Source organism: Streptomyces sp. NPDC003635, from assembly GCF_053587635.1.
Genome location: NZ_JBSFOK010000021.1, coordinates 1 through 12403 on the forward strand (window position 1 = coordinate 1; position 12403 = coordinate 12403).

The window sequence follows — 12403 nt, forward strand, 5'->3', positions numbered from 1 at the left end:
ATGGCGGGGGAGTCGACCCTCGCGGAGTGGGCGGGCAAGTCGGCGGAGGTGTTCAAGGAGGACTTCGCCGATGTCCCGAAGAACCTCAGGAAGCTCAAGAAGTCGTACGAGTTGTGCGGTGACGCTCTGGCCGATTACTGGCCGAAGCTGGAGCGGGCGCAGGCGTTGGCGGACCGGGCGCTGGCGCGGGGGCGTGAGGCGCAGTCGGATCTTTCCTCGGCCAAGTCGCGTCTCTCCAGTGCTGATTCGTGGGTGACGCGAGCCGGCAAGGAAGCCGACAAGTACAAGGACGACCCGACGGGGAGCAAGTCGGCTGAGAAGCCGGATGAGGCGAAGGTCCGGGCGGCGACGCGGGATGTGCGGAACGCGGAGTCGGCGCAGTCGAACGCCCGGGGCGATGTCGCGGACGCGCAGGGTGCGCTGGACGCGGCGAAGAAGATGGCCGAGGACGCGCGGAAGATGCGCGAGGAGGCCGCCCGGACGGCGAAGTCGAAGATCGACGAAGCCTCCGACGCGGGGATCCAGAACCGGTCGTGGTGGGAGGACATCGGCGACTGGTTCGTGGACAACTGGGACACCATCGTCGCGGTGGCCAAGGTGGTGGTCGCGGTGGTGGGGATCATCGCGATGATCATCGGTGGTCCGATCCTCGCGGCGATCGTGCTGGTCGCGGCGTTGGTCCTGCTCGCGGACACGCTCTACAAATATTCCCAGGGCCGGGCTTCCCTATGGGATGTGGCCTTCGCGGCGCTCGAGTGCATACCCGGTGTGAAGGGCATCACCACGCTCGGCAGGCTCGCCAAGGGCGCCAAGGAACTCGGCAAGCTGGGTCTCAAGGGCCTGGCCAAGGGCTTGGGCAAGGGTCTGCGCCGGGAGGCCGACGACGCCGTCGGGCACAGCAAGCCCCCCAAGGGTCGCTGCAAGAACGGCGACCCCATCGACATGATCTCCGGCGACATGCTGATGGAGGAGCGGGACGTCGACCTGCCGGGCCTGCTCCCGCTGGTCCTGCGCCGTACGCACCTCTCCTCGTACCCGTACGGCCGTTTCTTCGGCCCGTCCTGGGCCTCCACTCTGGACGAACGCCTGGAACTGGACGACGAGGGAGCCGTCTTCGCCACGGAGGACGGCATGCTGCTCTTCTACCCGGTGCCGACCCCGGGCACCTCGGTCCTGCCCCTGGAAGGCCCACGCCTGACGCTCGACTGGGACGGCGCCCCCGGGGCCCCCGTCCGGATCACCGACCCGCTCAGCGGCATCACACGCCACTTCGCCCCGCGCAGGAAGCCGGCGGCAACCGACGAGGCGTTCACCCTCCCCCTCGCCGCGATCACGGACCGCAACGGCCTGCGTATCGACTTCGACCGCGACGACGACGGCACGCCGGTCGCCGTACGGGATGCGGCGGGACGCCACCTGTACGTCGACACCGCCGACGGTCGCGTCACCGCACTGCGCCTCCGCAACCCGCAGGACGGCCCCGACGGGACGGTCCTCAGGCGCTTCGGCTACGACGCCGAGGGCAACCTCAGCGACATCCACGACTCCAGTGGTCTGCCCCGGAAACTGACGTACGACGCCCGCGCCCGCATCACCTCGTGGACCGACCGCAACGGCTACTCCTACCGCTTCACCTACGACGCCCTGGACCGCTGCATCGCCGGCGAGGGCGACGACGGCAGCCTCTCCTGCACGGTCGAGTACGACAGCGAGAACCAGGAGACGCGCTACACCGACGCACTCGGGAACACGACGACGTACCGCTACAACGCCCTGCTCCAACTCGTGGCCCAGAGCGACCCCCTCGGCCACACGACCTTCTCCGAGTGGGACCGCTACAACCGTCTGCTCGCCCGCACGGACGCGCTGGGGCGGACCACACGTTACGAGTACGACGAGCAGGGGGCGCCCACTGCTGTCATCCGGCCCGACGGCAGCCGAGAGGAGGCGCGGAACAACGCTCACGGTCAACCGCTGTCGGTGACGCAAGCCGACGGCCACGTCTGGCATATGGAGTACGACGCCCGTGGGAACCTGGTCACGGAGACGGACCCCGTGGGTGGCAGTGTCACCTACTCCTACAACGAGATCGGCGCCCTCACCGCGGTGACAGACGCCGCCGGGCGCACCGCGCGGCTGGAGCCCGACGGCGCGGGACTGCCAGTGGCGGCCACCGACGCGGAGGGCTGGACGACCCGGTACGAGCGCGACGCGTTCGGCAGGGTCACCGCGCAGGCCGGCCCGGACGGGGCCGTGACCCGGCTCGGCTGGACGGCGGAAGGCCGTCCGAGCTGGCGCACCCTGCCGGACGGGACCACGCAACGGCGCGTTTACGACGGGGAAGGAAACCTCGTCGAGCACAGCGACGGGCACGGGCGGACGGTGCGCTTCGAGTACGGCGCTTTCGACCTGCTCGTGGCCCGACACGATCCCGACGGGTCGCGGGTGGAGTTCGCGTACGACGGCCAGCTCCGCCTCACGTCGGTCACCAACCAGCATGGCGCGACCTGGACGTACGCCTACGACGCCGCTGGACGCCTCGTGCGCGAGCAGGACTACGGGGGCCGGGTACAGAGTTATCAGTTCGACGCCGCAGGGCGTCTCGTCGGCCAGGCCAACGGCGCGGGCGAGTGCATCGCGTACGTGCGCGACGACCTGGGCAATGTCACGGAGCACCGCACGCCGGAGGCGGTGACGACGTACGTCTACGACGCCGTCGGCCACCTGCGCCGTGTGAGCGGTGGCGGGGCCGAGTTGACCTACGAGCGGGACGCCCGTGGCCGGATCCTCGCGGAAACCTGCAACGGACTCACCGTACGCTCCGCTTACGACTTGCTCGGCAGGCGTACGCGTCGTATCACCCCCTCGAACGCCGAGAGTGCCTGGGAGTACGACGGCCGCGACAGGCCTGTGCTGTTGCGCACGGCGGGGCGGACCGTCACCTTCGCGTACGACGGCTCCGGGCGGGAGACCGAGCGCCGGATCGGTGCGGTGGTCCTGAACCAGGCCTGGGACGCGGGCGGCAGGCTCCAAGCGCAGACTGTGGCCGTGGGCTCCGCGGGCGCCGATGTGGGCACGGAGCTCGTGAGGCGAATTCAGCACCGTTCTTACCGTTACCAGCAGGACGGCACTGTCGCCGCGATCAGCGACCTGCTCAACGGTGACCGCGCCTTCGACAGTGACGACATGGGACGGGTAACGGGCGTACGGGCTGCGTCCTGGACCGAGCGCTATGCCTACGACGCTGCCGGCAACCTCACAGAAGGCGAGTGGCACAGCGACACGGCCGTTCATCCTCAGGCGGCTTCGGCGACGGTCGGTTCGGTCGGCGTCGTCGGCCACATCACTTACGAACACGATGCCCAGGGCCGCGTGGTGGTCAGGCGTAAGAAGCGCCTGTCCCGCAAGCCCGATGTGTGGCGCTACAGCTGGGACAGCCAGGACCGACTCGTCGGCGTCATCACGCCCGACGGCACTCGATGGGTTTATCAGTACGACCCCTTCGGCCGCCGTATCGCCAAGCGCAGGTTGGCACCGGACGGCGTGACCGTGGCGGAGGAGGTGACGTTCGTCTGGGACGGCTTCGTGCTGGCCGAGCAGATGACGCGGTCGGGAGACGCGGAACCCACGTGCACGGTGTGGGACTGGGAGCAGGACCGCTTCAGCCCCGTCACCCAGATCGAGCGGGTGCCCGTCCGGGACCGCCCCCAGGAGTGGGTCGACGAGAAGTTCTACTCCATAGTCACCGACTTGGTCGGAACCCCCACCGAGATGGTCGCCGAGGACGGAGAGCTCGCCTGGAGAGCTCGCAGCAGCGTGTGGGGCGCGGCACTCGATGAGTCAGGACCGGCCGACGCGCGTTGCCCGCTGCGTTTCCCGGGCCAGTACCACGATCCCGAGACGTCTCTCCATTACAACTATCAGCGCCACTACGACCCGGAAACGGGTCAGTACGCGTCCCTGGACCCCCTCGGTCTCACACCCGGGCCGAACCCTCGCGCATACGTCTCGAATCCGTTCACCGCGGTCGATCCGTTCGGCCTCGCCCCGGCCTGTGACCAGGAAGCCAGCGATGCCGCGAACTGGCGTGCGGACCTGGAGCAGTCGCGACCCGGAGCGAGCAAACAGACCAGACCGACGGTCGCCAGTGGACTGTCCGTGCCAGGACACGGGGTGTTCACTGGTGCGAGCATCAAGGGCGGGGGCAACCACAATCTGCACCCCGATGTGCAGGCCGCCTATGACCGGGTTCCGATGGAACTCCGGCCGGCGGGCAACCAGCACGGGCGTTGTGCGGAACCGGAAGCGCTGTCGAGGGCCATGAACGCGGGCGTCGATCCACGGGGCGGCGTCAGTGCCGCTGTGGAGGTGCGCGCGCCGGGCAATCCCAGGCACGGGACGCCGAAGGCGCCATGCTCCTCATGCCAGCATGTGCTTGATCAGTTCGGAATCAGGGCGGTGTGACTCAACGATGACGGAACAGCACGAGCAGCGATGGTCCGCGGAGACGGACCGGGTCCTGCGTGAGGCAGGTTGGCACCCGGGCCGCACGGTGCCCACAGCGGACTGGGAGAACACCCTCCAGGAGCGTGGCGGCTTCGAGATCCACGAGGCGGCCCGGTGTTTCCTCGCAGAGTTCGGTGGTCTGGCGAGCGCCGAGCGGGGACCTGGAAAGACGATGGCCCGGATGGGATTCACCCTTGATCCGACCGTCGCCGAATGGGAGGACGAGATCTTCGACGTACTGAGCGAAGAGGCCGGAACTCATCTGTACCCGATCGGGGAGGCCGACCGCCGCAACCTGTACCTGGGCATGGCTCCGAACGGAGCGGTCTACGTCGGCATGGACAGCGTCACGCTGCTGGCGGAAAAGGCTGACGAGGCACTGCAGAAGCTGGTTGAGGGCATTCGATAGGAGCTGCCAGGCCATGGGGTCGGGGTGGGACTGGGACAGCGGCGAGGGCTTGCTGGGCATGGACGACGCCGCCGAGGTGGACGCTGCGTGCGAGCGCGGCGAGTGCCACCTCGGGGCGGCGGTGATCGGGCTGGCCCTCAACTGCCCCCCGGAGGTGGCGTCGCCGCGGATCATCCGGGCCATCGCCGTACTCGACCGTTCCCGGCGGGACTTTCCGTTCACCGCGGCGGCCCATGTGGCCCGGCTCAACGGCCGGCTCACACCGGAGCTGTACGCCGCCCTGCGCACGGAGGGCCGCGGTGGATTCGCCGACCATGCCATCGACGACACGCTGACGTTCGTGCCGTTCCGCGATCTGCCGCCGTGGTTCAAGTGGCAGCTGGTGAGGTCGACCGTGCTGGCCAAGTTGGATTCCTGGCGGCTGACCGCGGTGTTCGCGGCCGAGGACGCCTGGAAGGCCGTACGCAGGCGTCGCTCGTGAACGGGGACGGGTGCGGGTGGGTGGTCCTCGTTCCGAAGGCACGGGGAGATTTCACCGACTGCATCCCGCGGGAGTCCCGGTTTGTGTGCGAGGTGTGAGGATTTCGCACCCCGCCTAGGGCAACTCGGGCTTTTCGGGCCGCTGGTGGGCCCGTGACGTCACGAGCGTGTGCGTGGTTCGTCCTCGCCCTTCGACGGGCCCGAGGGCGGTCCATAAGATCTCTGTAGTCTCAGTACACCCCTCACACCCCAACCCCAGGACTCCGCCCATGCCGCGACGCTCAAGCTCGACGAGAAGCTCGACGGGAAGCCCGACCACCCCGCGGAACCGGACCCCGCAGCCCGTGCGGGTGCGGCGGCGTACGTTCGGGGACTTCGTCAAGGCGTTCCTCGCGTTCGTCGCGCTGCTCGTGCTGGTCGTCGGGGTCCCCGCGGCGCTGGCCACCCAGCTCGGATGGCCGTTCCCGAGCGAGTGGAAGCCGATGGACTGGCTCCAGAACGAGCTCAGCGTCGACACCTTCCTCGCCATCCTCACCTTCTTCGTCTGGCTCGCCTGGGCACAGTTCACCGCCTGTGTGATCGTCGAGTTGAGGGCGGCCGTGTCCGGGGTCGGGGTGCCGGGGCGGGTTCCCGGTGCCGGGCCCAGTCAGCTGCTCGCCCGGCAGCTCGTCGCCGCGCTGCTGCTCGTCGGCGCCACCGCGGCCAGCCTCACTCCGGGGCTCTCGCAGCTCGGCCAGAGCCTGGAGGGGAACCAGCGCGGAACCGTCGCCGCCGCTCAGCAGACGCCCGGCGGCGGACTGTTCGCGCAGCAGCAGGAGCAGGCCGCCTCCGCCGCGGCCGCCCTCGCCGATCAGGCGTCCCACGCGGAGGCCGCCCCCGGCGCCACCGCCAAGGACGGGGACACGAAGTACTACCGGATCCAGCCGCCCGAGGGCCGCCACCACGACTCCCTCTGGGAGATCGCCGAGCGCCACCTCGGTGACGGGCGCCGTTACAAGGAGATCTACCAGCTCAACAAGGACCGCGTGCAGCCCGATGGCAGCAAGCTGTCCGAGGCCAGCCTCATCCGGCCCGGCTGGATCATGGAGATGCCGGGCGACGCCCGCGGCGGCGACCTCGTCGAGATGCCCGACGAGACGCCGAACGTCTCGCCCGAGGTCGAGCAGCAGATCAACGACTACGCCAAGACCGGCGACCACGCCCAGGGCGGGAACGAGGGAACGGACGGCGGTTCCCTTCCCGCGCAGCGCCCCGCCCCCGACCGGCAGGAGGAGGGCGGAGCGGACCGCCAGGCCGGGCACCGGCAGCAGACGCCCGCCGCCACCCCCGCCGCCGAGTCGTCCGACAGCTCCTTCGGCCTCCCCGAGGCCCTCCTCGCCGCGCCCCTTCTCGCCGCCGGCCTCCTCGGCGCCCTCGGCCGTCGTCGCCGGCAGGCCCTGTGGCAGTCGGCGCTCGGTTCCGTCGGGGGGCGGCGCGGTATGGAGCCGCCCACCCCGACCGGCGACGCGGCGGACGCCCAGGACGCGCTTTTGGTCGGCGCCGACCCCGAAGGCGTACGACTGCTGGACCGTTCCCTGCGAGGACTCGCCGCGGCGCTCGCGGCCGAGTCCCGGCCGCTGCCCACCGTCTACGCCGCCTGGCTCAGCAACGGCGATCTGCACCTCCAGCTCGCCCAGCCCGCCGGAAAGCCGCCCGCGCCCTGGCAGCTCGGTCAGGACCAGACCTTCTGGATGCTGGCCCGCGCCGACGCCGAGCGGTACGAGGACGTCGACACCGCCGCCCCGTTCCCCGGTCTCGTCAGCCTCGGCACCATGGACGACTCCCGGCTGCTGCTGAACCTGGAGTCCGTGCCCGGCATCGTGTCCCTGAGCGGCCGCGAGGCCGACCGGGCGGCCGTCTTCGCCTCCGTCGCCGCGGAGTTGGCCACCAACGGCTGGTCCGACCGCATGACCATCACCCTCGTCGGGTTCGGGCAGGACCTCACCCCGCTCGCCCCCAACCGGCTCCGCCACCTCGACGGCATCGACGACCTGATCGAGACCATGGAGGCCGAGACCCGGCAGCGCCGCGGTGCGCTCGGGGCGGCCGGTCAGGACTCCGTGCTCACCGGGCGCACCGGCCCGGCCCAGCACACCCGTTGGGCCCCGCACCTCGTCCTGCTCGCCGCCGAGCCCTCCGCCGAGGACGCCGTCAAGCTCGCCGAACTCGCCTCCGACGCAAGCCGCCTCGGCATCGGCTACCTCGTCGGCACCGAGACCGGCGATCTGCCCGGCGCCGCCTGGGAGATGGAGATCACCGGCGAGGGCAAGCTGCTCGCCCCGCTGCTCGGGCTCGAGTTGGAGGCCCAGCTGCTGCCGACCGCCCAACGGCAGGCCGTCGTCGAGCTGTTCGTCCAGGCCGACCCCGACCAGGACCCCGACGGTCCCGCCAACACCCCGCCGTTCCTCGTCGACATCAGCGAGCAGGGGCGGCCCGCGGTCTATGCCCGGCTCGTCGGCCCGTACGAGATCATCGGCCTCGACACCCCGGACGGGGAGCGCAGCGCGCTGCTGCACGAGGCCCTCGCCCTGCTGCTCCTGCACCGCGAGGGCGTGCACCCGCGGGTGCTGTCCTCCGCGCTGTGGCCGCGCGGGGTCACCGAGGACGTCCGGGACGCGCTGCTGGAGCGGCTGAACGCCTGGCTCGGCACCGACCCGGACGGCAGCCCCCGGCTGCGGACCGACTCCACCGGGCGGCTCACGCTCGCCAAGTCCGTCGTCTCCGATCTGGACGTGCTGCGGTCGCTCTACCACGAGGCCACTCAGGGCCGGGGCGTGGACAGCCGGGCCGTGCGCGGGCGGCTGCTCACCGACGCGCTGGTGCTGGTGCGCGGACAGCTGCTGGCCGACCGGCCCGAGGGCCGCTACCGCTGGCTCACCCACGAGATCGTCGACGCCCAGCTCCCGCTCCTGGTCGCGGACATCGGGCTCGCGCTGTCCGCGTTCCACCTGGAGAAGAACCGCGCGGAGAAGGCCATCGAGGCGCTCACCGCGGCCCTGAACTCGGCGCCCGCCGACGAGCGGCTGTGGCACGAGCTGCTGCGGGCCACGCATGCCACCGGCGATCCCACCCGGCTCCAGGCGCTGGCCGCCGACCTGATCCGGCGCAGCGGTGCGCGCGGTCTGCCGCCGCGTACGGAGGCGCTGCTCGACGAGCTGCTGCCGACCTGGCGCTCCGGCGCCACCGCCGCCGGATGACCGATCTGCTGCTCGTGCTCGCCGCCGCGCTGTGGGGTGCGGCGGCGGGCGCGTTCCTGCCGCGCGCCGCGTACCGCTTCTCCGCCCCGGCCGGTGAACCCTGGCGGGACGGCTGCCCGGAGGGGCATCCGGTGCGCGGATGGCTCGGGCGGGCGTGGTGCGCGAGGTGCGAGGGGTCGTACGGGCCCGGCGTCGCCCTTCTCGCACTCGCCACCGCCCTCGTCTGCGCCGCCCTCGCCGCGGCCACCGGAACCCGCCCCGAACTGGGCGTATGGCTGCTGCTCGCCCCGCTGGGCGTGCTGCTCGCGGTGGTCGACTTCCGGGTGCAGCGGCTGCCGGACCCGCTGACCCTCCCGTTCGCGGCCCTGGCCCTGGCCCTGCTCGGCGTCGTCGCCCTCGTCCCCGAGCACACGGGGGAGTGGCTCACCGCCCTCTACGGCGCTCTCGCCCTCGGCGGCGGCTACCTCGTGCTCTTCCTGATCAACCCCTCCGGCATGGGCTTCGGCGACGTGAAGCTCGCCCTCGGCATGGGCGCGGTCCTCGGCTGGTACGGCTGGTCCACCCTGATGCTCGGCACCTTCGCGGGCTTCCTGCTCGGGGCGCTGTACGGCGGTGCCCTCGTCGTCGTACGGCGGGCGGGCCGCAAGACGGCGATCCCGTTCGGCCCGTTCCTGATCGGCGGGGCGTTCCTGGGGCTGCTGATCGGGGCGTACGCGGCCTGACGTCGGCCCGCGGAAAGGCCTGGCGTACGCTGGATCAGTCCGTCCACAACCCTTGACGAAAGGGACGCCGCCGGTGACCGAGAAGGCCGACCTCCAGTCCGTCCTCGACCGTGCAGCCGCGGGCGGGCGCATCACGCCAGATGAGGCGCTCGACCTCTACCGCGACGCCCCGCTGCACGCGCTCGGCGCCGCCGCCGACACCGTGCGCCGCCGCCGGTACGCGGGCACCGAGCACATCGCGACGTACATCATCGAGCGCAACATCAACTACACGAACGTCTGCGTGACGGCGTGCAAGTTCTGCGCCTTCTACGCGCCGCCCACCGCCAAGGACAAGGGCTGGACCCGCGACCTGGACGACATCCTGCGCCGGTGCGCGGAGACCGTCGAACTGGGCGGCACCCAGATCATGTTCCAGGGCGGTCACCACCCGGACTACGGCGTCGAGTACTACGAGAAGCACTTCGCGGCCATCAAGAAGGAGTTCCCGCAGCTCGTCATCCACTCGCTGGGCGCGTCCGAGGTCGAGCACATGGCGCGGATCTCGAAGGTGAGCGTGGAGGAGGCGATCCAGCGCATCAACGCCGCCGGTCTCGACTCCTTCGCGGGCGCCGGCGCGGAACTGCTCCCCGAGCGCCCCCGCAAGGCGATCGCCCCGCTCAAGGAGTCCGGCGAGCGCTGGCTGGAGATCATGGAGACCGCTCACCGGCTGGGCGTGGAGTCCACCTCCACCATGCTGATGGGCACCGGCGAGACCAACGCCGAGCGCATCGAGCACCTGCGGATGATCCGTGACGTGCAGGACCGCACGGGCGGCTTCCGGGCGTTCATCCCGTACCTCTACCAGCCGATGAACAACCACCTGAAGGGCCGCACCCAGGCCACGATCTTCGAGTACCTGCGGATGATCGCGATCGCCCGGCTCTTCATGGACAACATCGCCCACATCCAGGGCTCCTGGCTGACCACCGGCCAGGACGCGGGCCAGCTGACCCTGCACTACGGCGCGGACGACCTCGGCTCGGTCATGCTGGAGGAGAACGTCGTCTCGGCGGCGGGTGCCAAGCACCGCTCCAACCTCCAGGAAATGATCGACATGATCCGTACGGCGGGGCGGGTCCCGGCCCAGCGGTCCACGACGTACGAGCACCTCGTCGTCCATGACGACCCGGCGAACGACCCGGTCGACGCGCGCGTGATGTCCCACATCTCCTCCACGGCGATCGAGGGCGGCACGGCCCACCCCGAACTGAAGATCCTCGCCTCCAACTAGATGCTCACGATGCACACGGCACCGCTGGTGCTGCCGGTCGGCGCGGAGCCGGTGCCGGACGGGGCGGTCGTCGTCGACGGCGACCGCGTCGCGGCGATCGGTCCCTACGCCGAGGTCGCGGCCTCCTGGGCGGATGCGCGCACGCGCCGCTGGCCGGGCGTGCTGACCCCGGGGCTGCGGCAGTCGCACGGGCGATGGCTGCTGTTGCGGTGCTACCACCCCGACCCGCGCGAGGCGGACGAACTCGGCACCGAGCCGATCACGGGCGCGGCGCTCGCCGAACTGGCCCCGGACGCGGCGCGGATGGCGGGCAGCGTTCGGCGGGGCCTGCAGCGGATGCTCGCGCACGGAACGACCCATGTCGGCGGCCCGTTCCCGGACGCGGTACGACAGTCCGTGGCGCGGTCGGGCCTGCGGGAGGTTCCCGAGCCCTGGCGCCAGGCACCGCCGGTAGGGGACGGCCCCGCCCTGGACCCCTTCGTCGAGGGCTACGACCTCCACGGCACCGCCCACGGCCCGCTGACGGTCGGAGCCCCGGCGGACCTCGCCGCCTTCGACGTCCCGGACGAGGCCACGCTCATCGCCAAGGGCGCCGGGACCTGCGTGGCCACGGTGCTGGGCGGCCGACTGGTGTACCGCCGACGCTGACTCAGCCGGCGAACGCCTCCCCGAACGCCCCGGAACTCTGCTCCACCCCACTGCAGTCGGTCTGCGCGTCGTCCTCGTCGGCGTCCCCCTCCGCGCACTGCCGGTCCCGGAGCGTCGACCACATCGACACCCAGCCGATCTCCTTCTCCTCCGCGAACTTCCGTACCTGCGCGGCGTCCTGAAGCGTGAACGTCTCCCCGTCCACGTCGTTCGCCCCGATCATCGAGGTGAGCGCCATGCCCCGCCACGCGGTCGCCGCCGACGTCCCGAACACGTCCCGGAGTTGGGCATGCGCGGCCCTCGCCGCCGTGATCGCGTAGTCGCCCATGTCGCCGTCGTAGGACGCGCCGTAGTTCATCGTCATGAGGTTGACGGTGGAGACCTGCACGGCCTGGTCGTTGGCGGAGTGGAGCAGCGCGACGCTGTCGTCGTCGAGTCCGGACGGCATCACCGGAAGGGTGAAGGAGACCGTCAGGTCCGTGCGCTCCCGCTGGAGCAGGGCTATCGCCTCCGAACGCAGGTCCACCGAGGCGGAGTCGGTCAGCTCGTCGCCCTCGATGTCGAAGTCGGCCTGGGAGGAGCCGGTCACGTCCAGCGCCTCGCCGTACGCCTCCGCCAGCGACTCGGCGCTGTCGCAGTGCCGCGCGAGTTCGTCGCCGGAGGCCCCGCCGAAGGAGACGCGTAGGGTGGCGCCGGACTCCTTCAGCTCCGCGATCCGGGACACCACCTTGTCGTCGTCGACGCCGTACACCCCGCTCCAACTCGGTGCGCACTCCTCGCCGTCCGCGACGACGAAGGCGAGGTTGTACGTGGCCGGGGAGCCGGCCGTGTCCTGGGCGGAGGCGGTGAGGGCGCTGACGTAGGGGGCGTAGGACGTCGGGCTGCCGGTGGAGGTGTCGGCCCGCTCGGCCCGCTCGGCGCTCCCGGGCTCCGCCGTACATCCGCTCATTGCCAGGGCAAACATCATGACGATCCCGGTCGCCTTCAGAGAACTCCGCATTGCGTGAATGTCCCACACCGAACCCGGCCCCTCCTGAGAAGTCGCTGTGAAAGCCGAACCTCTCAGTGAAAGAACAGGTTCAGGCGGTTCTCATGGGCGCTTCACATGGCTCCGGCGACCACTCCACAT

At 70.9% G+C, this 12403-nt stretch carries 8 protein-coding genes; 7 read left to right on the plus strand and 1 reads right to left on the minus strand.

What is annotated here, in order from left to right; genetic code table 11:
* From ACWDRW_RS20610 to ACWDRW_RS20640, 7 genes are all read left to right on the plus strand, one after another.
* Positions 1 to 4464, plus strand: a 4464-nt coding sequence (locus ACWDRW_RS20610) for a DUF6531 domain-containing protein (RefSeq protein WP_451725127.1), incomplete at its 5' end; no start/stop codon positions are given.
* A gap of 7 nt (positions 4465 to 4471) precedes the next feature.
* The gene (locus ACWDRW_RS20615) at positions 4472 to 4915 is read left to right on the plus strand and encodes an SUKH-3 domain-containing protein (RefSeq protein WP_451725129.1); all 444 of its coding nucleotides are present in this window, start codon (positions 4472 to 4474) and stop codon (positions 4913 to 4915) included.
* A gap of 13 nt (positions 4916 to 4928) precedes the next feature.
* The gene (locus ACWDRW_RS20620; RefSeq protein ID WP_451725131.1) at positions 4929 to 5396 is read left to right on the plus strand and encodes a hypothetical protein; all 468 of its coding nucleotides are present in this window, start codon (positions 4929 to 4931) and stop codon (positions 5394 to 5396) included.
* Positions 5397 to 5664: 268 nt separating this feature from the next.
* Positions 5665 to 8631, plus strand: a complete 2967-nt coding sequence (locus ACWDRW_RS20625) for a BTAD domain-containing putative transcriptional regulator (RefSeq protein ID WP_451725132.1) — start codon at positions 5665 to 5667, stop codon at positions 8629 to 8631.
* Positions 8628 to 9353: a prepilin peptidase gene (locus ACWDRW_RS20630; protein WP_451725134.1), complete on the plus strand. Its 726-nt coding sequence runs from the start codon at positions 8628 to 8630 to the stop codon at positions 9351 to 9353. The genes ACWDRW_RS20625 and ACWDRW_RS20630 overlap by 4 nt, the downstream gene beginning before the upstream one ends.
* Positions 9354 to 9426: 73 nt before the next feature.
* The gene (mqnC, locus tag ACWDRW_RS20635) at positions 9427 to 10626 is read left to right on the plus strand and encodes a cyclic dehypoxanthinyl futalosine synthase (RefSeq protein ID WP_451725136.1); all 1200 of its coding nucleotides are present in this window, start codon (positions 9427 to 9429) and stop codon (positions 10624 to 10626) included.
* A complete protein-coding gene (locus ACWDRW_RS20640; protein WP_451725137.1) occupies positions 10627 to 11274 on the plus strand; it encodes an amidohydrolase family protein in 648 nt (215 codons plus the stop codon).
* A 1-nt stretch (position 11275) separates the two neighbouring features.
* Here ACWDRW_RS20640 and ACWDRW_RS20645 read toward each other — a convergent pair whose 3' ends face one another.
* Positions 11276 to 12274: a chitinase gene (locus ACWDRW_RS20645; RefSeq protein ID WP_451725139.1), complete on the minus strand. Its 999-nt coding sequence runs from the start codon at positions 12272 to 12274 to the stop codon at positions 11276 to 11278.
* Positions 12275 to 12403: the final 129 nt, after the last annotated feature.